At 68.8% G+C, this 20,752-nt stretch carries 19 protein-coding genes and 3 pseudogenes; 16 read left to right on the top strand and 6 right to left on the bottom strand.

The features are described from left to right. Positions 1–9 precede the first annotated feature (9 nt). The 5 genes from petA to ACZ1HC_RS05525 form a co-directional block, all read right to left on the bottom strand. Entirely contained in the window at positions 10–573 is a 564-nt protein-coding gene (gene petA / locus ACZ1HC_RS05545) for a ubiquinol-cytochrome c reductase iron-sulfur subunit (protein WP_472699093.1), read from the bottom strand. 285 nt (positions 574–858) lie between these two features. Next, entirely contained in the window at positions 859–1,629 is a 771-nt protein-coding gene (gene radC, locus ACZ1HC_RS05540) for a RadC family protein (RefSeq protein WP_472699092.1), read from the bottom strand. 63 nt (positions 1,630–1,692) lie between these two features. Next, entirely contained in the window at positions 1,693–2,850 is a 1,158-nt protein-coding gene (gene dnaJ, locus ACZ1HC_RS05535; protein WP_472699091.1) for a molecular chaperone DnaJ, read from the bottom strand. A gap of 79 nt (positions 2,851–2,929) precedes the next feature. After that, positions 2,930–4,846: a molecular chaperone DnaK gene (dnaK, locus tag ACZ1HC_RS05530; RefSeq protein ID WP_472699090.1), complete on the bottom strand. Its 1,917-nt coding sequence runs from the start codon at positions 4,844–4,846 to the stop codon at positions 2,930–2,932. Positions 4,847–5,011: 165 nt separating this feature from the next. Beyond that, positions 5,012–5,833, bottom strand: a complete 822-nt coding sequence (locus ACZ1HC_RS05525; RefSeq protein ID WP_472699089.1) for an ABC transporter permease — start codon at positions 5,831–5,833, stop codon at positions 5,012–5,014. Between the two features lie 131 nt (positions 5,834–5,964). On the opposite strand from ACZ1HC_RS05525, the pseudogene cysQ reads away from it, so the two are divergent. The 9 genes and pseudogenes from cysQ (at position 5,965) to ACZ1HC_RS05480 (ending at position 14,888) form a co-directional block, all read left to right on the top strand. After that, positions 5,965–6,760: pseudogene (cysQ, locus tag ACZ1HC_RS05520) on the top strand (3'(2'),5'-bisphosphate nucleotidase CysQ). Positions 6,761–6,763: 3 nt separating this feature from the next. Further along, the gene (locus ACZ1HC_RS05515; RefSeq protein WP_472699088.1) at positions 6,764–7,564 is read left to right on the top strand and encodes a 3-deoxy-manno-octulosonate cytidylyltransferase; all 801 of its coding nucleotides are present in this window, start codon (positions 6,764–6,766) and stop codon (positions 7,562–7,564) included. Positions 7,565–7,757: 193 nt separating this feature from the next. Then, positions 7,758–8,654: a UTP--glucose-1-phosphate uridylyltransferase gene (locus tag ACZ1HC_RS05510; protein ID WP_472699087.1), complete on the top strand. Its 897-nt coding sequence runs from the start codon at positions 7,758–7,760 to the stop codon at positions 8,652–8,654. A 4-nt stretch (positions 8,655–8,658) separates the two neighbouring features. Continuing rightward, positions 8,659–9,645 carry a UDP-glucose 4-epimerase GalE gene (gene galE / locus ACZ1HC_RS05505; protein WP_472699086.1) on the top strand — a complete coding sequence of 329 codons (987 nt, stop codon included), beginning with the start codon at positions 8,659–8,661 and terminating at the stop codon, positions 9,643–9,645. After that, positions 9,642–10,691, top strand: coding sequence for a glycosyltransferase family 2 protein (locus ACZ1HC_RS05500; RefSeq protein ID WP_472699085.1), 1,050 nt, complete (start codon positions 9,642–9,644; stop codon positions 10,689–10,691). Before galE ends, ACZ1HC_RS05500 begins: the two co-directional genes overlap by 4 nt. 92 nt (positions 10,692–10,783) lie before the next feature. Then, a pseudogene (locus tag ACZ1HC_RS05495) lies at positions 10,784–11,811 on the top strand (glycosyltransferase family 2 protein). Continuing rightward, positions 11,808–13,502: a DUF5927 domain-containing protein gene (locus tag ACZ1HC_RS05490; protein ID WP_472699084.1), complete on the top strand. Its 1,695-nt coding sequence runs from the start codon at positions 11,808–11,810 to the stop codon at positions 13,500–13,502. Before ACZ1HC_RS05495 ends, ACZ1HC_RS05490 begins: the two are co-directional and overlap by 4 nt. Continuing rightward, positions 13,499–13,921, top strand: coding sequence for a hypothetical protein (locus ACZ1HC_RS05485; protein ID WP_472699083.1), 423 nt, complete (start codon positions 13,499–13,501; stop codon positions 13,919–13,921). The genes ACZ1HC_RS05490 and ACZ1HC_RS05485 overlap by 4 nt, the downstream gene beginning before the upstream one ends. Before the next feature lie 19 nt (positions 13,922–13,940). Then, complete coding sequence (locus ACZ1HC_RS05480) at positions 13,941–14,888, top strand: hypothetical protein (RefSeq protein ID WP_472699082.1); 948 nt, start codon at positions 13,941–13,943, stop codon at positions 14,886–14,888. An 80-nt stretch (positions 14,889–14,968) separates the two neighbouring features. Here the strand turns inward: ACZ1HC_RS05480 and ACZ1HC_RS05475 are convergent, their stop codons facing one another. After that, a complete protein-coding gene (locus tag ACZ1HC_RS05475) occupies positions 14,969–16,357 on the bottom strand; it encodes a phosphomannomutase/phosphoglucomutase (protein WP_472699081.1) in 1,389 nt (462 codons plus the stop codon). Positions 16,358–16,497: 140 nt separating this feature from the next. Here ACZ1HC_RS05475 and ACZ1HC_RS05470 point away from each other — a divergent pair, with 140 nt between their 5' ends. From ACZ1HC_RS05470 to ACZ1HC_RS05440, 7 genes and pseudogenes are all read left to right on the top strand, one after another. Next, a complete protein-coding gene (locus tag ACZ1HC_RS05470) occupies positions 16,498–16,899 on the top strand; it encodes a ketosteroid isomerase-related protein (RefSeq protein ID WP_472699080.1) in 402 nt (133 codons plus the stop codon). Then, positions 16,896–17,480: a GNAT family N-acetyltransferase gene (locus tag ACZ1HC_RS05465; RefSeq protein ID WP_472699079.1), complete on the top strand. Its 585-nt coding sequence runs from the start codon at positions 16,896–16,898 to the stop codon at positions 17,478–17,480. Before ACZ1HC_RS05470 ends, ACZ1HC_RS05465 begins: the two co-directional genes overlap by 4 nt. Continuing rightward, positions 17,477–18,334 carry a carbon-nitrogen hydrolase family protein gene (locus ACZ1HC_RS05460; RefSeq protein WP_472699078.1) on the top strand — a complete coding sequence of 286 codons (858 nt, stop codon included), beginning with the start codon at positions 17,477–17,479 and terminating at the stop codon, positions 18,332–18,334. Before ACZ1HC_RS05465 ends, ACZ1HC_RS05460 begins: the two co-directional genes overlap by 4 nt. Before the next feature lie 86 nt (positions 18,335–18,420). Next, positions 18,421–18,843, top strand: a complete 423-nt coding sequence (gene arfB, locus ACZ1HC_RS05455; RefSeq protein ID WP_472699077.1) for an alternative ribosome rescue aminoacyl-tRNA hydrolase ArfB — start codon at positions 18,421–18,423, stop codon at positions 18,841–18,843. Continuing rightward, positions 18,840–19,154 (top strand): annotated as a pseudogene (locus tag ACZ1HC_RS05450) (NUDIX domain-containing protein); the annotation flags it as partial. The gene arfB and the pseudogene ACZ1HC_RS05450, both read left to right, overlap by 4 nt. Before the next feature lie 145 nt (positions 19,155–19,299). Continuing rightward, entirely contained in the window at positions 19,300–20,475 is a 1,176-nt protein-coding gene (locus ACZ1HC_RS05445) for an inorganic phosphate transporter (RefSeq protein ID WP_472699076.1), read from the top strand. After that, positions 20,364–20,750, top strand: a complete 387-nt coding sequence (locus tag ACZ1HC_RS05440) for an inorganic phosphate transporter (RefSeq protein WP_472700787.1) — start codon at positions 20,364–20,366, stop codon at positions 20,748–20,750. Before ACZ1HC_RS05445 ends, ACZ1HC_RS05440 begins: the two co-directional genes overlap by 112 nt. The last annotated feature ends 2 nt before the right edge of the window (positions 20,751–20,752 follow it).

Below are 20,752 nucleotides of genomic sequence, written 5' to 3'. Positions count from 1 at the left end.
AGATCCTCCTCAGCCCAGCTGGATGGTGGTGTCGTCGAGGAATTCGGCGACGGGAATGTGCAGGTTCTGCGGCGCGGGGCCGCGGCGGATGCGCCCCGCCGTATCGTAGTGCGAGCCGTGGCAGGGGCAGAACCAGCCGCCGAAATCGCCTGCGCCGTCGCCGATGGGAACACAGCCCAGATGCGTGCAGACGCCGATCTGGACCAGCCACTGGCCGGCCTCGTCCAGGGTGCGGTTCTCGTCGGTCGCGGGCTCCACGCCCCCCAGGTTGGCGTTCTGGGCGGTGGGGTCGATCAGCTCGCTGACATCGACGGCCCGGCCGGCCTCGATCTCCTCGGGGGTGCGGCGGCGGATGAACACGGGCTTGCCCAGCCATTTGACGGTCAGCTGCGTGCCTTCGGCCACGCCGCTGACATCGACCTGGATCGAGGCGAGCGCCTGGACATCGGCCGACGGGTTCATCTGGTTCACGAGCGTCCAGGCGGCGGCACCGGCGGCCACCGTGCCTGCGCCCGCCGTGGCATAGTAGAGGAAATCCCTCCGGGTGCCTACGTGGTCATCTGCGTGGGACACGGGTCATTCTCCAATTCGGGCCGGCGACCGGCCGATACGACAATCCGGGCCGCGCATCGTCGCAGCCTTCGCGGGGGCGGTTCTAGCCTTCAATCTTCCGTCAGTCCAGCGGGTAAGCCCCGCCTGCCCTGCCCATTCCCCGGCCGCTGTTGGAAAAGTGTCGCGGGCATTCCGCCGCAGGATCCGCGGGCCGTTTCCCCGCCCTTCGGCAGGCAGGGGGCTTCCAGCCCCCTCGGCCGCTGGCGCGGCCTTCACCCCCGGGGGTATTTCGGCAAAGAAGAACGCCTAGAGCAGGCCTTGGCTGCGGAAGCTGAGTTCGCGCGACTTGCCGATGATCAGGTGGTCGTGGATCACGATTCCCATGCTGTCGGCGGCCTGGGCGATGCGGGCGGTCATGGCGATGTCCGCGTCCGACGGCGTCGGGTCGCCCGAGGGGTGGTTGTGCACCAGGATCAGCGCCGAGGCATTCAGTTCCAGGGCGCGCCTGATGATCTCGCGCGGGTAGACGGGCACGTGGTCCACGGTGCCCCGGGCCTGCTCCTCGTCCGCGATCAGGACGTTCTTGCGGTCGAGATAGAGCACCCGGAACTGTTCGATCTCGCGATGGGCCATGGCGGTATGGCAATAGTCCAGAAGCGCGTCCCAGCCCGTCAGGACGGGGCGGTGCATGACCCGGGCCCGGGCCATGCGCTGGGCCGCGGCCTCGACGATCTTGAGTTCGGTGACGACGGCGGGTCCGACGCCCGCGACCTGTTCCAGCCGCGCGGCGGGGGCGGTCAGGACGCGGTTGAAGTCGCCGAAGGTTTCGATCAGCCGCCGCGCCAGGGGCTTCACGTCCTGGCGGGGAATGGCGCGGAACAGCACCAGTTCCAGCAGTTCGTAATCGGGCATCGCGGTGGCGCCGCCCTGCAGGAAGCGGTCGCGCAACCGGGCGCGGTGATCCGCCAGGTACGAGGGCAGCCTGCCAGACGACGGGCCGGGCGCCGGGACCGCCTCGTCAGGGGCGGGCTGGAACAGCGGCAGGGGCATTTCGCCAAAGGTGCGATTCGGGTCCATGGCCACAGCATGGACCCGACCGGGTGAAGAATTGGTTAACGCCCGCGGCCCCTCAGCGGCCCCTCAGCGGGTCATGCCGTCCCAGAAGCTTTTCACCTTGTCGAAGAAGCTGTCCGACTGCGGGCTGTTGTTGGCCTGCTCGGCCTCGAACTCGCGCAGCAGCTCGCGCTGGCGGGGGGTCAGGTTCACCGGGGTTTCCACGACCAGTTCGATCAGCATGTCGCCCGGTTCGCCGCCCGCGCCCGGACCATGGCGCAGGGGAGGCATCCCCTTGCCGCGCAGGCGCATCTGGCGCCCGGACTGGCTGCCCGCCGGCACCTTGACGCGCGCGCGCCCGCCGTCGATCGTGGGCACCTCGACCTCGCCGCCCAGGGCGGCCGTGGCCATGCTGACCGGCACCTGGCAGGCCAGGATCTTGCCGTCGCGCAGGAAGATCGGGTGGTCCTGCACCTCGATGAAGATGTACAGGTCGCCCGCGGGACCGCCGCGCAACCCGGCCTCGCCCTCGCCCGCCAGGCGGATGCGGGTGCCGGTCTCGACGCCGGCGGGGATGTTCACCGACAGCGTGCGCTCGCGTTCGATGCGGCCGGCGCCGTGGCAGGCCTTGCAGGGATTCTTGACGATCTGGCCCTGTCCGCCGCAGGTGGGGCAGGTGCGTTCGACGGTGAAGAAGCCCTGCTGGGCGCGGACCTTGCCCATGCCCGCGCAGGTGGGGCAGGCTGCGGGCTGGGTCGCGCCCTCGGCCCCGGTGCCCTCGCATTCGCCGCAGGCGACAGATCCCGGGACGGTGATGGACTTCTTCAGCCCGGCATAGGCCTCTTCCAGGCTGACGCGCAGGTTGTAGCGCAGATCCTGGCCGCGCTGGGCGCGCGATCGGCCCCCGCCGCCGCCGCGCCGGCCCATCATGTCGCCGAACAGATCCTCGAACACGTCGGCGAAGGCGCTGCCGAAGTCGCCCGAATGGGCCCCGCGCCCGCCGAAGCCGCCCCCGCCGCCCTCGAAGGCGGCATGGCCGAAGCGGTCATAGGCGGCCTTCTTCTGTTCGTCCTTGAGGCAGTCGTAAGCCTCGTTGGCTTCCTTGAAGCGGGCTTCGGCCTGGGGGTTGTCCTTGTTGCGGTCCGGATGCAGTTCCTTCGCCTTCTGGCGATAGGCCTTCTTGATTTCCTCGGCCGAGGCCCCGCGCGTCACGCCCAGAACCTCGTAGTAGCAACGCTTGGCCATCTTTCGTCCTGTCTGGTTCCCCGACGAAACGGCCGGCCCGCGTCATCCCGCGGACCGGCCCGAAAGGGTGCGGCCCGGATCAGCCGCGCTTCTTGTCTTCGCCGAGATCCTCGAAATCGGCGTCCACGATGTCCTCATCGACGTTGCGCGGGCGGTCGCCGTCATCGTCGCCGCCTTCCGAGGAGGCCTGCTGCGACTTGTAGATCGCCTCGCCCAGCTTCATCGACGCATCCATCAGGTTCTGGATGCCGCCGCGGATCTTGCCCGCGTCGTCCGACTTGAGCGACTCCTCGAGCGCGCCCACCGCCAGCTCGATCGCCTCGACCGTCGAGCCATCGACCTTGTCGCCATGCTCTTCCAGCGACTTGCGGGTGGAATGGATCAGGCTTTCGGCCTGGTTCCTGGCTTCCACCAGATCGCGGCGCTGCTTGTCGGCCTCGGCATTGGCCTCGGCGTCCTTCACCATCCGCTCGATATCCTCGTCGGTCAGGCCGCCCGAGGCCTGGATGGTGATGTTCTGCGTCTTGCCGGTGCCCTTGTCGCGGGCCGACACCGAGACGATGCCGTTGGCGTCGATGTCGAAGGTCACCTCGATCTGCGGCAGACCGCGCGGTGCCGGCGGGATGTCCTCGAGGTTGAACTGGCCCAGCAGCTTGTTGTCGGCCGCCATTTCCCGTTCGCCCTGGAACACCCGGATCGTCACGGCGCTCTGGTTGTCCTCGGCGGTCGAGAAGATCTGCGATTTCTTGGTCGGGATGGTGGTGTTGCGGTCGATCAGGCGGGTGAACACGCCGCCCAGGGTCTCGATCCCCAGCGACAGGGGCGTCACGTCCAGCAGCACGACGTCCTTGACGTCACCCTGCAGCACGCCGGCCTGGATGGCGGCGCCCAGGGCCACGACCTCGTCGGGGTTCACGCCCTTGTGGGGTTCCTTGCCGAAGAACTCGGTCACGGCCTCGATCACCTTGGGCATCCGGGTCATGCCGCCAACCAGAACCACCTCGTCGATGTCGGACTTGGACACGCCCGCATCCTTCAGAGCGTCGGCCACCGGCTTCATGGTGCGCTTGATGAGGTCGCCCACCAGGCTTTCCAGCTTGGCGCGGGTCAGCTTGACGACCAGGTGCAGCGGCGTGCCGCTGTTCTTGTCCATCGAGATGAACGGCTGGTTGATTTCCGTCTGGCTGGAGGACGACAGCTCGATCTTGGCCTTCTCGGCGGCTTCCTTCAGGCGCTGAAGGGCCATCTTGTCCTTGGTCAGATCGACGCCGTGTTCCTTCTTGAACTCGTCCGCCAGGTAGTTGACGATCCGCATGTCGAAGTCTTCGCCGCCCAGGAACGTGTCCCCGTTGGTCGATTTCACCTCGAACAGGCCGTCGTCGATTTCCAGGATGGTGATGTCGAAGGTGCCGCCGCCAAGGTCATAGACGGCGATGGTCTTGCTGTCCTTCTTGTCCAGGCCATAAGCCAGCGCGGCCGCGGTCGGCTCGTTGATGATGCGCAGGACTTCCAGGCCGGCGATCTTGCCGGCGTCCTTGGTCGCCTGACGCTGGGCGTCGTTGAAATAGGCGGGAACCGTGATGACGGCCTGCGTCACCGGCTCTCCCAGATAGGATTCGGCGGTTTCCTTCATCTTCTGAAGGATCATCGCGCTGACCTGGGCGGGGGAATACTTCTCGCCCCGAACCTCGACCCAGGCGTCGCCGTTGCCGCCGTCCACGATGTTGTAGGGGACAAGCTTCTTGTCCTTTTCAACCGCCTCGTCGCCGATGCGGCGGCCGATCAGGCGCTTGACGGCGAAAATGGTGTTGGTGGGGTTGGTGACCGCCTGGCGCTTGGCAGGCTGGCCGACCAGACGCTCGCTTTCGGTGAAACCCACGATCGAGGGCGTGGTGCGGGCGCCTTCGCTGTTCTCGATGACCTTGGGCTGGCTGCCGTCCATGATCGCGACGCAGCTGTTCGTGGTGCCGAGGTCGATGCCGATGACTTTTGACATGCTGATTTCCTTCTTGCGGCGATTTCAAAGGGCTTCAGGTCCGCTATGGCCCCCAAGGCCCGATCCCAAAATGCATTTCCAGGCCCGGCTGACCGGACGCTTCGGGCTGTATATAGGGATGGTTTGAGACCCCGCAAGCGCCGGATGGCGGCAATTTGCGCCCGCTCAATCGGCCGCGCTCCAGCTGAGGGATTCGTATTTCCGCGTGGTGAAGTTCACCAGAAGCCCGATCATCATCGCCGCCAGCGAAAACCACAGCGCATAGAGCGGATCGGATTTCAGCGGCGTGTAGTTGATGAACAGGAAGCCCCGCTGCTGGTCGATGAGGTGGAACAGGGGGTTCCAGATGAACCAGGGCAGCAGCGCGTTGGGCAGCAGGTTGCCCACGAACATCTTGCCCGAGGCGAACACGTTGATGCGCTGATAGACCGTGGTGACCAGCTTCGAGCCGCGCGGCGACCAGGGCCGGATGCCCAGGAAGATCAGGCCGATGCAGCCGCCTGAAAACCACGACAGCAGATACATCGCCACGCTGCCCGGCCAGAAATCGAACTGGATCGGCGTCATCAGCACGTGATACAGCCACAGGATCGCAATGCAGCTGACGGTCTGGCGATACAGGACCGCAAGCGCGGCCGAGGCGATCAGGACCGCCGGGCTCAGCGGTTCGTGCCTTACCAGCCCGCCCGACACCGAATGGCTGCCGGCCACGGCCCCCGATGCTTGGACATGGACCATGAACATGAAGATGCCCGACATCAGATACAGCATGAAGTCGCCCCGGATGGGCGAGGCGCGCATCCCGACGATCAGATAGACCAGCAGGAAGGCCATCATGAAGATCGCCGACTGCAGCACGGTCAGCAGCAGGCCCAGCACGGCGTTGCGGTGGTCGTTGCGCAGGTTGTAGACGGTCTGGTGATAGATCAGCCCCAGCGTGGTGCCCACCGCCTGCACGACCGTGCTGTTCTTCCTCTGGTTGAACAATGCCTGCGCCCGCCCCCTGCTGCCGGTCCCGCGGGCGCTTGCCCAAGCCGTCGGCTGCGATCATAAGGGGAACGGGCGCGCGTCACAATCGGCGGCGCCGCGCGGAACAGGCCGGCGGGGAAGGAAACTGGATGGAATTTGAACGACTGATCCCCGAGATGCGGCGCCTGGCGTTGCAGGCCGGAACGCGGATCATGGAGATCTACGATTCCCCCGACTTCGAGGTGCGCGCCAAGTCCGACGATTCGCCCGTCACCGCCGCGGACGAGGCCGCCGACGCGCTGATCTCGGCGGGGTTGCGCGCGGCCTTTCCCGACACCCCCTCATCACCGAGGAACAGGCCGCGACCCACACGCAGGAGGTGCGCAGCTTCCTGATCGTCGATCCCCTGGACGGGACGAAGGAGTTCGTCCAGAGGCGGGGGATTTCACCGTCAACATCGCCTATGTGCGGGACGGCGTGCCCGTGCGCGGGGTCGTCTATGCCCCCGCCAAGGGCCGGCTGTTCTACACCACCGCGGACGGCCGCTCGGTCGAGGAGCAGGGGCCCTTCGGCGACGCCCCCGGCCAGACGGTGCCGATCGGCGTGAACCCGATCCCCGACAATCGCGCGCTGATGGTCGTGGCGTCGAAATCCCACCGGGACGCGGCGACCGACAGCTATATCGCCCGCTATGCCGTGCGCGACATGACCAGCGCCGGATCCTCGCTGAAGTTCTGCCTGGTCGCCACCGGAGAGGCCGACCTCTATCCGCGGCTGGGCCGGACGATGGAATGGGACACGGCGGCGGGCGACGCGGTCCTGCGCGGCGCCGGCGGCGAGGTCGTGCGCTTCGACGACCACGCGCCGCTGACCTATGGCAAGCCGGGCTTCGAGAACCCCTTCTTCATCGCCTACGCGCCCGGGGTGCTGCTGGTGAGGGGCTGAGCCGTGTCGGTCCTGATCGTCATTCCCGCCCGCCACGCCTCGACCCGCTATCCGGGCAAGCCGCTGGTCGAACTGCGCGGCGCCTCGGGGCAGGCGCGCAGCCTGATCCGGCGCAGCTGGGACGCGGCGATGGCGGTGTCGGGCGTGGACCGGGTGGTGATCGCCACCGACGACGCGCGCATCCGCGACCACGCCCGGGGCTTCGGGGCCGAGGTGGTGATGACCTCGGCCGCCTGCCGCAACGGCACCGAACGCTGCGCCGAGGCAGTCGCCCGCCTGGGCCGGTCGCCCGAGATCGTCGTGAACCTGCAGGGCGACGCGCCCCTGACGCCGCCGTGGTTCGTCGAGGATCTGGTGGCCGGCCTGCGCGCGGACCGCGACGCCGACGTGGCGACGCCGGTGCTGCGCTGCACCGGGCGGATGCGCGCCGACCTGATCGCCGACCGGCGCGCCGGCCGCGTCGGCGGCACCACGGCGGTGTTCGGCCGGGACCGGCAGGCGCTCTACTTCTCCAAGGAGGTGATCCCCTTCGCGGCGGGGGACTTCGGCCCCGACGATCCCAGCCCGGTCTTTCACCATGTCGGCGTCTATGCCTATCGCCCTCCCGCCCTGGCAGATTATGCCACCTGGGACGAGGGACCGCTGGAGCGGCTGGAGGGGCTTGAGCAACTGCGCTTCCTGGAACGCGGGCGCCGCATCTGCTGCGTCGAGGTCGAGGCGCGGGGCCGGCAGTTCTGGGAACTGAACAACCCCGAGGACGTCGCCCGGCTTGAAACGATGATGCGCGCGATGAACCTGGATTGACATGCCGCCCGCCGGAAAAGGCATTGGATTAATCTTTACATAATAACCGTCGATTTTCCGCATTTGGATTGGCGCGATTTCGCCGAGCAGGCTACTATTCCGCTTGATGATGCAGCCTCGGGGGCTGATGAGGGTTGTGGATGCGTCTGGCCGTCCGGCCGCCGCGAATGATCGAACAAGGGTTTCACATCAGATGACTCGTAAAGTTACCAAGGCCATCTTCCCAGTAGCTGGTCTGGGCACGCGCTTCCTTCCGGCGACCAAGAGCATCCCGAAGGAAATCATGACCCTGGTCGATCGGCCGCTGATCCAGTACGCCATCGACGAGGCACGGGCCGCCGGCATCACCGAGTTCATTTTCGTCACCTCGCGCGGCAAGGGCGCGCTGGAAGACTATTTCGACCATGCCCACGAACTGGAAAGCAGTCTCAAGAAGGCCGGCAAGACCGATCTTCTGGACATCCTGCGCACCACAAACATGGAATCGGGCGCCATCGCCTATATCCGCCAGCACAAGGCCCTGGGCCTGGGCCATGCGGTCTGGTGCGCGCGGCGCCTGCTGACCGACGACGAGCCCTTCGCGGTGGTGCTGACCGACGACGTCATCATGGGCGACCCGCCCTGCCTGCAGCAGATGATCGAGGCCTATGGCGAGACCGGCGGCAGCATGGTCGCCACCATGGAGGTCGCGCCCGAGAAGGCGCAGGCCTACGGCGTGCTGGACGTGGCCGAGGACATGGGCGCCATCGTCAAGGCGCGCGGCATGGTCGAGAAGCCGCCCCTGGGCACGGCGCCGTCGAACCTTGCGGTGATCGGCCGCTATATCCTGGCGCCCACGGTGATGGCCAACCTCAACAAGCTGAAGGCCGGGTCGGGCGGTGAAATCCAGCTGACCGACGCCATCGCCGACGAGATCGAGGCCGGGCGCGACGTGTTCGGCCTGCGCTTCCGCGGCCAGCGGTTCGACTGCGGCTCGAAGGCCGGCTTCCTGCAGGCGACGGTGGCCTTCGGCCTGGAACGCGAGGAACTGAAGGCCGAATTCGCCGAATACCTGCACGACATCATGTCGCTGCGCCGGGCGGCCGAATAAGCCGATGCCGGGAACGGTGCTGGTGACGGGGGGTGCGGGCTATATCGGCTCGCACGCCTGCAAGGCCCTGGCGGCTGCCGGCTACCTGCCGGTGACGCTGGACAATCTTTCGACGGGGTGGCGGGACGCGGTGAAGTTCGGCCCCTTCGTGCAGGCGGATCTGCTGGACCGCAAGGCGCTGGATGCCGCCTTCGCCGAGCATCGCCCCGATGCCGTGCTGCATTTCGCCGCGCTGAGCCAGGTCGGCGAGGCGATGAGCGAGCCCGGCAGATACTGGCGCAACAACGTCGGCGGCTCGCTGAACCTGATCGAGGCGGCGGTCGAGGCGGGTTGTCTGGATTTCGTCTTCAGTTCCACCTGCGCCACCTATGGCGACCGCGACGGCGAGGTTCTGGACGAGGAAACCCCCCAGGCGCCGCTGAACGCCTATGGCGCCTCCAAGCGGGCGATCGAGGACATGCTGGCCGATTTCGGCGCCTCGCACGGCCTGCGTTCGGTGATCTTCCGCTATTTCAACGTGGCCGGGGCCGACCCGGATGGCGAGGTGGGCGAACACCACCGCCCCGAGACGCATCTGATCCCGCTGATCCTGGACGCGGTCGACGGCAAGCGGGCGGCGCTGACGGTGCATGGCACCGACTATCCGACCCCGGACGGCACCTGCATCCGCGATTACGTCCATGTCATGGATCTGGTGGATGCCCATGTGAAGGGACTGGAATGGCTGCGCGCGGGGCGCGGCAGCCGGGTCTTCTGCCTGGGCACCGGATCGGGCTTTTCCGTGCGCGAGGTGGTGGACGCCACGCGCCATGTCACCAACCGCCCGGTGCCGATGGTCGATGGCCCGCGCCGGGGCGGCGATGCGGTCAAGCTGGTCTGCGGCAGCACGCGCGCCAAGGCGGAACTGGGCTGGCAGCCGCACCGCTCGACCATGAAGCAGATGATCGGCGATGCCTGGCGGTGGCACCAGAACGGCGCCTATCAGGCGTGACGGGCAGCCGGATCCCGGCGCTGCGTCGGGCCTGGTCGGCCTATCGCCAACGCTGGAAGCGGCGAGAGCTGCTGTGGCGCTGCCTGCGGGCCGGGCGCGACCTGCGGCCCCTGGCCGATCGCAGCACAAGGATCGGGCGCGGCGACATCCTGTGCTTTGCCACGCTGCGCAACGAGATGCTGCGCCTGCCCGAGTTCCTGTCGCATTACCGCGGGCTGGGCGTCGGGCATTTCTTGATCGTCGACAATCTCAGCACCGACGGGTCCGACGCCCTGCTGATCGACCAGCCCGACGTGTCGCTGTGGCGGGCGGCGGGAAGCTATCGCCATGCGCGCTTCGGGATGGACTGGCTGGGCGCCCTGCAGATCCGCCACGGGCACGGCCACTGGTGCCTGACGGTCGATCTGGACGAACTGCTTGTCTATCCCCATTGGGACCGGCGGCCTCTGCCGGACCTGACGGCCCATCTGGACGCGGTCGGCCGGCCGGCCCTGGGGGCGATGATGCTGGATCTGTATCCCCGCGGGCCGCTGGGCCAGGCCGACGCCGGTCCCCCGGCGCCGCTGACCGACCGGCTGCCCTGGTTCGATCCCGGCCCCTATCGCTGCCGGGTGGCGGCGCCCTGGCGCAACCGCATCCTGCAGGGCGGGGCGCGAGAACGGGTGTTCTTCCCGGACGATCCCTGCCGCGGCCCGACGCTGAACAAGCTGCCCCTGATCCGCTGGAACCGGCGGCATGTCTATGTCAACTCGACCCATTCGGCGCTGCCGCCGCGGCTGAACGACCAGTATGACGGACCCGGCGATCCGCGGCTGTCGGGGGTGCTGCTGCACAGCAAGTTCCTGCCCGACAGCAGGGCCCGCGCCGCCGAGGAACTGGAGCGCGGCCAGCATTTTGTCGATCCGGCAGGCTATCGCCGATATCACGCGGAAATCGCCCGTGGGCCGACCCTGTGGCATCCCGGCGCGCTGCGCTATCGCGGCTGGCAGCAGCTGGTTGCCCTGGGTCTGATGGCGGGCGAGGACTGGGCGCCGCCCGCACATTGACGAAAAATTAACGATTTTCCCGCATAGCTGCAGGCATCGGTTGCGGGTATCATGGCAGACAGGCGGCAGGGTTTCGATGAAGGGGCGCGGCAATGCGGGGACTAGGGGCGCATCCCCTGGTCAGCCGGCTGCGCCGCCGCGCCGACCGGCAGCGCCTGATCGGGCGGGCGATCCGGCGGCGCAAGGCCCTGCGCGTCCTGGCCGACCGGACCGGGCAGATCACCCCCGGCGACATCCTGTGCCTTGTCACCCTGCGCGACGAACGGGTGCGGCTGCCCTATTTCCTCGACTACTACCGCGCGCTGGGGGTGCGCCATTTCCTGATGGTGGACAATGCCAGCCGCGACGGCAGCGGCGACTATCTGCGCGCGCAGCCCGACGTGTCGCTGTGGTGGACCGACCACAGCTACAAGGGTGCGCGCTTCGGCATGGACTGGATCAGCTGGCTGCTTCTGCGCCACGGCCGGGGGCACTGGTGCCTGACCGTCGATCCGGACGAGTTCCTGGTCTATCCGCATATGGAACATCGCCCGCTGCCGGCCCTGACCGGCTGGCTGGAGGCGACCGGACGGCGGTCCTTCCCGGCCATGCTTCTGGATATGTACCCCCGCGGCCCGATCGAGGACGCGGTCTGCGCCGAGGGGCAGAACCCCTTCGACATCGCCCGCTGGTTTGACCCGGCCAACTACTCGATCCAGAAGAACGACTATTTCGGGAACCTGTGGATCCAGGGCGGGCCGCGCACCAGGGCGTTTTTCGCCCATGATCCGCTGTCCGGCCCGGCGCTGAACAAGATCCCCCTGGTCAAATGGAGCGCGCGCTATGCCTATGTCAGTTCCACCCACATGCTGCTGCCGCGCGGGCTGAACCTGCTTTATGACGAGGACGGGGGGAACTGGTCGCGGGCTGCCTGCTGCACGCCAAGTTCCTGTCCAGCCTCGCCGCCAAGTCGGCCGAGGAGCTGGAGCGACGCCAGCATTACGGCGGCAGCCAGGAATACCGCGCCTATCACGCGGGCCTGCATCGGGGCGTGCAGCTGTGGTGCAGCGAATCGCGCGAGTTCCGCGACTGGCGCCAGCTCGAGGATCTGGGCCTCATGTCGCGGGGGAACTGGGCATGAGAGAGCCGGGGCCGGTGCGGCTGGGGGTGGTGCTGCTGTGCCACGACGACCTGGACATGGCGGCGCGGCTGGCGCGCGTCTGGGCCGATGGGGGCGCCCGGGTGGCGGTCCATGTGGATGCCAAGGTTCCCACCCGGCAGGCGGCCGCCCTGCGCAAGGCCCTTGGCGACTGCCCCGGCGTGATCTTCACGCGGCGCCACCGCTGCTGCTGGGGGCGCTTCAGCCTGGTGCGCGCCACGCAGGACGCGGCGACCGACCTGCTGGCGCGCTTTCCCGACACGACCCACGTCTATCTGGCCTCGGGCGCCTGCCTTCCGCTGCGCCCGATCCGCGAACTGATCGCCTATTTGGCGGCCGATCCCGACCGGGACCACATCGAAAGCGTCAGCAGCCGCGAGGTCGGCTGGACCGTCGGCGGGCTGAACGAGGAACGCTTCACGCTGTTCTTTCCCTTCGACTGGCGCCGTCGCCGCTGGCTGTTCGACCACTTCGTGGACTGGCAGCGGCGCCGCGGGATCTGCCGCCGGATGCCCGCGGGCCTGTCGCCGCATCTTGGCTCGCAATGGTGGTGCCTCACCGCGCGCACCCTGCGGGCCATCCTGGACGACCCCCGCCGGGCCGAGTTCGACCGCTTCTTCCGCTGGGTCTGGATCCCGGATGAAAGCTATTTCCAGACCCTCGTGCGTCGTCATTCCCCGAAGGTGGAAAGCTGGTCGCTGACCATGGCCAAGTTCGACCATGCGGGGCGGCCCTATGCGCTTTACGACGATCACGCGGACATGCTGGCCGAATCGCGCTGCTTCGTGGCCCGCAAGGTCTGGCCCGGCGCAAACCGGCTGCTGTCGCAGTTCCCGCTGCCCGACCAGGGCCAGCCGCAGGTCGATCCGCCCCATCCGGCCCGGGTCTCGCGCATCATCAACCAGACCGTGCGCCGCCGCGTCCTGGGGCGGCCCGGGCTCTACATGCAGAGCCGGTTTCCCCGCAAGGATGCCGAGAACGGCAAGACCTCGGCCCCCTATGCCGTCATCCAGGGGCCGAGCGACATCTTTCCCGATTTCGAGCCCTGGCTGCGCGCGCACCTGTCGGCCCAGGTCCACGGCCACCTGCTGGGACCGGAAGGGGCGGAATTCGCGGGACGGACGCGGATCGGCCCGGGGGCGATCTCGGCCGATCCGCTGATCCGCGACCGCGACCCCCAGGGCTTCCTGACCTCGCTCATCCGCATCACCGACCGGATGCAGGTCTTTCAGTTCGGCCCGCGCGACAACCAGGCGCTGAACTGGTTCATGGCCACCGACCCCAACGCGCATATGCTGGTGGTCACCGGTGCCTGGCAACTGCCGCTGCTGCATTCCGACATGCCCTTCGACGACGTGCGCCGGATCTTCGCGAAACTGCAGCGGACCGAACTGGACCAGCTGGACGTGCTGACCTCGCTCTGGGTGCGGGCGCGGCTGCATCACCACGATCTGGGCGACTTCCTGATGAACCCCGCCGGGATCCTTCAGGATTTCCTGCTGCAGATCGACCCGCATTCCGTTCCCGTCACCGGCCTGCCCGCGATGCGCGATCTGACCGGGCTGGACCAGATGCTGCGGCGCCTGCGCAACGCCGGCCTGCGCCCGCGCCTGACGGCCGAGGATCTGCCGCTTGCCGACCTGCTGGCGAGCGAACGGGTCGCCGCCGAATGACCACGGCGTTCCGCAGCTTCGTGATCTTCGCCGGGATGCGGACCGGGTCGAACCTGCTGGAAGCGACGCTGAACGCTGTCAAGGGCGTCACCTGCTTCGGCGAGGCCTTCAACCCCTACATGATGGGCTGGCCCGACAAGGAGGAGCTGCTGGGCGTCACCCGCGCCGAACGCGAGGCCGATCCCCTGCCGCTTCTGGCCAGGCTGATGGACAGGCCGGGGCATCTTCCGGGGTTTCGCTATTTCCACGACCACGATCCCCGCGTGCTGGAGCCGGTCCTGCGGGACCGGTCCTGCGCCAAGATCATCCTGACGCGCAACCCGCTGGACAGCTATGTGTCCACCCGGCTTGCCCGGGACACCAACCAGTGGAAGCTGAACGAGATCCGAGACGCCGATCCCGGCCCGCATCACCTATGACGGCGAGGAGTTCCGGCGGATGCTGGCCGAGGCCGAATCGTTCCGGCTTCGCGTCGTCAACCGGCTGCAGTCGCTGGGCCAGACCGCCTTCCTTCTGGACTACGACGATCTGCGCGATCCGGCGGTGATGACGGGACTGCTGCACTGGCTGGGCCGCACCGATCTTGATCGGGTCGAGCCTGCCCGCGATCAGGTGCCGCAGAACCCGCAGGAACTGGCGCAGAAGGTCGCCAATTTCGACGCGATGCAGGCCGATCTGCGCGGCTTGGACCCCTTCGGGCTGCACCGCCTGCCGGCCTTCGAGCCGCGGCGCGGCCCCGCCGTGCCCAGCTTCGTGGCGGCGGATGCGGGCCGGGGCCTGCTGTTCCTGCCGGTCAGGGGCAGCCCCGGGCCGCGGATCCGGGACTGGCTGTCGCGCCTCGGCCCCCTCCAGGGCGGCTTCACCCAGTCCAGCCTGCGCCAGTGGCGGCGCGCCCGCCCGGGCCACCGCAGCTTCTGCGTGCTGCGTCACCCGCTGCTGCGCGCCTGGCGGGCCTTCGATCACTTTCTGGGCGAAGGTCAGGCCCAGCAGCGCGATATCCTGCGCCGCCTGCACCGCGTCGCGCTGCCGCCCGAAGGCAGACTGGCCGATCTTCCGGACGCGGCGCGGATCGCGGTCTTTGCCGATTTCCTGGATTTCCTGCGCCGCAACCTGAACGGCCAGACCTCTCTGCCGACGCCGCCGATCTGGGCCAGCCAGACCGAGGTGGTGTCCGGCTTCGCGCGGCTGGCCCCGCCCGACATGCTGGTGCGCGAGGACCGGCTGGCCGAGGATCTGTCGCATCTGACGCGCGCCGTGGGCATCGGCGGTGCCGGACCGGGGGGCCGGCGCCCGCGCCCATCCCGGCGGCCCTGCGCGACAGGGCGCTGGCCGAAGCCGCGCGGGCCGCCTATCTGCGCGACTACATCACCTTCGGCTTTGCGCTGATGCCCTAGCGCCGGGGCGGCAGCGCCGCTGCATCCTTCCTGCAGGGGCGGGGCGCGAAGCCCCGGGCCTTGGCGGGCGGCCTAGCCCTGCAGCAGCGCCGCCAGTTCCGCCTGCTTTTCCCTGACCAGGGCCGCGTCCCCGTCCGCTTCCAGGTTCAGCCGCACCACGGGTTCGGTGTTCGACTTGCGCAGGTTGAAGCGCCAGGTGCCGAAATCCAGCGACACGCCGTCCAGATCGTCGCGGCCCTTCGCCTGCGGCTCGTACTTCTCGATCAGACGCGCGATCGCCGCATCGGGGTCGTCGATGTGATAGTTCGTCTCGCCCGAGGACGGATAGAGCCGCATCCGCTCCTCGAGCAGTTCGGCCAGGGTCTTGCCCTTCCTCGACAGCAGCTCGACCATCAGCAGCCAGGGGATCATGCCGCTGTCGCAGTAATAGAAGTCGCGGAAATAGTGATGCGCCGACATCTCTCCGCCGTAGATGGCGCCCACGTCGCGCATCTTGCGCTTGATGAAGGCGTGGCCGGTCTTGCTGACCACCGCCTCGCCGCCGGCCTCGCGGATCATGGCGCGGGTGTTCATGATGACGCGGGGATCGTGGACGATCTTCTCGCCAGGGGACTTTTCCAGGAAGGCCGCACCCAGAAGCCCGACGATGTATTCGCCGGGGATGAAGCGGCCGTTCTCGTCGAAGAAGAAGCAGCGGTCGAAGTCGCCGTCCCAGGCCACCCCGAGGTCGGCGTTCTCGGCCTTGACCTTCTCGACGGTGGGGGGCTGGTTTTCCGGCAGCAGCGGGTTGGGGATGCCGTTGGGAAAGCGGCTGTCCACCTCGTGGTGCATCCGCACGAAGGTCAGGGGCGCGCCGCGCCGGTCCAGTTCGGCGGCGATGGCGTCGAAGGTCGGCCCCGCCGTGCCGTTGCCGGCGTTGACCACGATCTTCATGGGCTTGAGGACCGAGACATCCACGAAATCCGCCATCGCCCGCGCATAGTCCGCCCGGGCGTGGCTGAAGTCGGTGACGCTGCCCTTGGTGGCGGAGGCGAACCGCCCCGAGGTGGCAAGATCCACGATCGGCGGCAGTTCGGTGGCCGGATCCAGCGGGGCCGATCCGCGCCCGACGATCTTCATGCCGTTGTAGTTGATCGGGTTGTGCGAGGCCGTGACCTCGATCCCGCCGTCGGTGTCCTGGTTGCCGGTGTGGAAATACACCTCCTCGGTGCCGGCCAAGCCTAGGTCCAGCACGTCGGCGCCGCCATCGGTCAGCCCCTCGATCAGGGCCGCCGCCAGTTCGGGCGAGGATTCGCGGCTGTCGCGCCCCACCACCACGCGCCGGGCGCCGCGCGCCTGGGCGAAGGCGCGGCCGATGCGGTAGGCGACATCGGCATCCAGGTTCTTGCCCAGTTCGCCGCGAACGTCATAGGCTTTGAAGCAGGTGATTTCGCGATGGCCAAGATTGCCTTTGTCGCTCATGGGCAGGATCCTTGCTGAACAGTCGAACAGACCAAGCGCTAGCAGGACGCCCTGGGATTACAAGGCGCATCTGGTCCTTCCGGTCCGGGTGACGCGCAACGCGAAGGACGCCGGAACCGTTCCCGACGAAGGAGATGCCGATGGATGCCAGAACCCTGATCGCCGCCTACTACGACGCCTTCAACGCCGGCCGGACCGACGAGATGCTGGACCTGCTGCATGACGAGGTCGAGCATCACGTCAACGAGGGCGCCATCCGCAAGGGCAAGGCGCTGTTCGCCCGGTTCAATGCCCACATGGCCGAATGCTATCGCGAGACCCTGACCGACATGGTGATCTTCGCCAACGAGGCGGGCGACCGGGCGGCGGCGGAATTCGTGGTGAACGGCACCTATCTGAAGACCGACGAGGGCCTGCCCCCGGCGCGGGGCCAGACCTATCGCCTGCCCGCCGGCGCCTTCTTCACCCTCCGCGACGGCAGGATCGCCCGCGTGACGACCTATTACAACCTGGCCGACTGGACGCGGCAGGTCAGCCGATGACCGTCACGACGCGCGTGCTGACGGGACAGGCGCTGGCCGCCGTGTTGGAGGACGTGGCGCGTCTGCGCATCCGGGTGTTCCGGGACTTTCCCTATCTCTATGACGGCGATGCGGATTACGAACGCGACTACCTGCGCGCCTACCAGTCGCCGGGCGCGGTGGTGGTGGCCGCGCTTGACGGCCCGACGGTGGTGGGGGCCGCCACCGGGGCGCCGATGGTCGATCACGCCGCCGATTTCGCCGCCGCCTTCGCCGATCGGCCCGAGCCGCTGGACCAGATCTTCTACTGCGCCGAATCCGTGCTGCTGCCGGAATACCGCGGCCGGGGCATCGGCCATGCCTTCTTCGACGCGCGCGAGGCCCATGCCCGCGACCTGGGCCTGACCTACAGCGCCTTCTGCAGCGTCATCCGCCCCGCCGATCATCCGGCCCGGCCCCCGGCCTATCGTCCGCTGGACGACTTCTGGCGCAGGCGGGGCTATCGCCCGCTGCCCGGCGTCGTCGCCCGCTTCTCCTGGAAGGATCTGGGCGAGGCGGGCGAAACCGAGAAACCCCTGCAATTCTGGATGAGACCGCTGTGAAGATCGCTGCGAGCGCCTACCCGATCGACTGGTTCGACAGCCTGGCCGATTACGAGGCGAAGCTGACCCGATGGGTCGGGGACGCGGCAGGGGCGGATCTGCTGGTCTTTCCCGAATACGGCGCGATGGAGCTTGCCTCGCTGGGCGGGCGCGCCGTGGCGGGCGATCTGGAGGCCTCGCTGCACGAGGTGGCGCGGCACCGCGAGGCGGTCGAGGCGCTGCACCTGCGGCTGGCGGCCCGGCATGGCTGCCACATCCTGGGCGCCTCCGGTCCCTTCTTCGGCGCGGCGCGGCCGGTGAACCGCGCGGTGCTCTATGGCCCCGAAGGCGTGATCGGCCACCAGGACAAGCAGATCATGACCCGGTTCGAACGCGAGGAATGGGACGTGACCGGCGCGCCGGGACTGCGGATCTTCGACACGGCGCTGGGCCGCATCGGCATCCTGATCTGCTATGACAGCGAATTCCCGCTGCTGGCCCGCGCCCTGGCCCGCGCCGGGGCCGAGATTCTGCTGGTGCCAAGCTGCACCGACACGGTGGCGGGCTTTTCGCGGGTCCGCATCGGGGCGATGGCCCGCGCGCTTGAAAGCCAGTGCGTCGTCGTCCATTCGGCCACGGTCGGAACCTGCGACTGGATGCCTGCCCTGGACAGGAACCGGGGGCGGGCGGCGATCTATGCCCCGCCCGACGGGTTCTGGCCGGAAACCGGCGTCGTCGCCGAAGGGGCGATGGACCGGGCCGGCTGGATCGTCGCCGAGGTCGATCTGGCTCACGTCGGCGAAAGCCGCCGCAACGGCGCCGTCCTGCCCTTCGCCCATTGGCCTGAAAGCGAAGGGGCGGGGTTGATCGGCTGACAGGGCAGAAACCTTTTCTTCACCACCCGGGTTTATCTGTCGCGGGGCTCTGTTCATCGCGCCGAACCCTGCCATAGTGCCTGCCCATGCTGCATATCAACGACAAGATCACCCTCGAGGAATGGGAACTGACCGAACAGTTCACCAGATCCCAGGGCCCGGGCGGGCAGAACGTCAATAAGGTCGAAACGGCGGTCGAACTGCGCTTCGAGGCGGCGCGGTCGCCGAACCTTCCCGACCCGGTCAAGCGCCGGCTGCAGCGTCTGGCGGGACGCCGCTGGACGCGCGACGGCGCCGTGGTGATCTTGGCGCAGGAAACCCGCAGCCAAGCCCGCAACCGGGAGATCGCCCGCGAGAGGCTGGCCGAGCTGGTCCGGCAGGCCAGCGTCCCGGTCCGGCCGCGGATCGCCACCAAGCCGACCTTCGGCAGCCAGCAGCGGCGCCTGAAGGCCAAGTCCACCCGCAAGGAGGTCAAAGCCCTTCGCGGCCGCGTCGAGGAGGCCGAATGACCGCGTGGTGGCGCTGGCTGGGCATCCTCTTCGGGCGCCGCCCTCCGGCGATGCAGGTGGGCGCCGTCTGCCGCTGCCCCGCCACGGGCCGGGTGGTGCTGGTCACCAGCCGGGGCACGGGCCGCTGGGTCATTCCCAAGGGCTGGCCGATGGAGGGCAAGAGCCTGGCGGGCGCCGCCGCCACCGAGGCCTGGGAGGAGGCGGGCGTCCGGGGGCGGATCGCCGATCCCGAACTGGGCCGCTATCGCTATGACAAGGAACAGGACCGGGGCTATGCGATCCCGGTCGAGGTCCGGGTGTTCCTGCTGGAGGTCGATCATCTGCGTCCCGATTTCCCCGAATCGGCGCAGCGCAGGCGCCGCTGGTTCCCCCGGCCGAGGCCGCCCGGCGGGTGGCCGAGCCCGGCCTGCGCGACATCCTGCTTGCCCTGCCGCCGCCGGCGGCGGGAACCGGGCCATGAGCCCGCGCGACGACCGGTATCGCGTTCTGGACAAGGATCTGCGGCGCGTCACCGTGGCCGAGGCCGCGCGCTTCCACGCCGTCCGCCCGGTCCTGCGGATGGGCGCCGTCATCCTGCTGGGCGTGGCGCTGCTGTTTCTGGCCTTGGGCCTGACCGGCCGCCAGCCGGGGCTGGTGGCCACCGGCGCGGGCTTTCTGGTGGCGGGCTGGCTTGGCCTGTCCATCGGCGCCAACGACATCGCCAATTCGCTGGGGCCGGCGGTGGGGGCCGGGGCGATCGCCCTAGGGCCGGGACTGGTGCTTGTGGGCCTGGCTGAGATCGCCGGCGCGGTCTTGGCGGGACAGGCCGTCACCTCGCGGCTGGCGGGGGGGATCGTCGATCCAGCCGGCCTGGACAGTGCCGCGCAGGCGCAGGTGATGATGCTGGGCGCGCTGATCGCCGCGGCGGCCTGGATCACGGCCGCGACGGCGGCCAGCCTGCCCGTCTCGACCTCGCATTCGATCGTCGGGGCGATCGCTGGCGCCGGGCTTGCCGCAGCGGGGGCTTCGGCCCTCTCCTGGGGCGGGATCCTGTCCATCGCCCTGGCCTGGGTGCTGACGCCCTTCGCGGCGGCGCTGCTGGCGGGGGCGCTGCTGGCGCTGCTGCGCCGCCGCGTGGCCGAGGCGTCTGATCGCGCCCGCGCGGCCCGGATCTGGCTGCCGCCCCTGATCGGCGCGATGGTGGGCCTGTTCGTGGCCTATGTCGCGACCCTGCTGCCTTTCCTGTCCCTGCGCCTGCCCTTGGCCCTGCTGCCCGGCACGGCGGCCGGTCTGGGCGCTGCGCTGCTGATGCGCCGCACGCGGTATCCGGCGCTGCCCGGGGCGGGTGAAAGCCCGGGAATGAAGCGCATCCTGCGCCGTCCCCTGGTGTTTGCGGCCGTGATGATGGGATTTGCCCACGGCGCCGGGGACGCGGGCAACGTGGCCGGGCCGCTGCTGGTGATCCTGACGCCTTCGCCGCAGGGGCCGCAGGGCGGGGGGCGCAGGTTCCCTGGGCGATGCTGGCGCTTGCCGGGGCGGCCATCGCCCTGGGGGCGGTCCTCTTCGGCCGCCGCCTGGTCGGCATGGTCAGCGAGGGGATCACCCGGCTCAACCCGGTGCGCGCCTTCTGCATCACCCTGGCCACGGCGATGATCGTGCTGATCGCCTCGGGGCTGGGGCTGCCGGTGTCCTCGACCCATGTGGCGGTGGGCGGCGTCTTCGGCGTGGGTTTCGCGCGCGAGATGCTGGACCGGCGCGCCAATGCCCGCCGGCCCGCGCCCCTGCCGGTCGAGGAGCGGCGCCACCGGATGCTGGTGCGCCGCAGCCATGTCGCCACCATCACCGTGGCCTGGATGGTGACGGTGCCGATCACGGCGGCGCTGGGCGCGCTGTGCTGCCTGGCGATGCTGCGGGTGACGGGGGTCTGAGC

The sequence above is a fragment of the Paracoccus sp. BR5-17 genome, assembly GCF_055693925.1.
This window is presented reverse-complemented; position numbering and strand designations above follow the sequence as displayed.

Coding starts and splice junctions, on each gene's coding strand:
- radC (WP_472699092.1), bottom strand. CDS start 1,629: ATGGACCCGAATCGCACCTTTGGCGAAATGCCCCTGCCGCTGTTCCAG.
- dnaJ (WP_472699091.1), bottom strand. CDS start 2,850: ATGGCCAAGCGTTGCTACTACGAGGTTCTGGGCGTGACGCGCGGGGCC.
- dnaK (WP_472699090.1), bottom strand. CDS start 4,846: ATGTCAAAAGTCATCGGCATCGACCTCGGCACCACGAACAGCTGCGTC.
- ACZ1HC_RS05510 (WP_472699087.1), top strand. CDS start 7,758: ATGACTCGTAAAGTTACCAAGGCCATCTTCCCAGTAGCTGGTCTGGGC.
- galE (WP_472699086.1), top strand. CDS start 8,659: ATGCCGGGAACGGTGCTGGTGACGGGGGGTGCGGGCTATATCGGCTCG.
- ACZ1HC_RS05490 (WP_472699084.1), top strand. CDS start 11,808: ATGAGAGAGCCGGGGCCGGTGCGGCTGGGGGTGGTGCTGCTGTGCCAC.
- ACZ1HC_RS05485 (WP_472699083.1), top strand. CDS start 13,499: ATGACCACGGCGTTCCGCAGCTTCGTGATCTTCGCCGGGATGCGGACC.
- ACZ1HC_RS05480 (WP_472699082.1), top strand. CDS start 13,941: ATGCTGGCCGAGGCCGAATCGTTCCGGCTTCGCGTCGTCAACCGGCTG.
- ACZ1HC_RS05475 (WP_472699081.1), bottom strand. CDS start 16,357: ATGAGCGACAAAGGCAATCTTGGCCATCGCGAAATCACCTGCTTCAAA.
- ACZ1HC_RS05470 (WP_472699080.1), top strand. CDS start 16,498: ATGGATGCCAGAACCCTGATCGCCGCCTACTACGACGCCTTCAACGCC.
- ACZ1HC_RS05465 (WP_472699079.1), top strand. CDS start 16,896: ATGACCGTCACGACGCGCGTGCTGACGGGACAGGCGCTGGCCGCCGTG.
- arfB (WP_472699077.1), top strand. CDS start 18,421: ATGCTGCATATCAACGACAAGATCACCCTCGAGGAATGGGAACTGACC.
- ACZ1HC_RS05445 (WP_472699076.1), top strand. CDS start 19,300: ATGAGCCCGCGCGACGACCGGTATCGCGTTCTGGACAAGGATCTGCGG.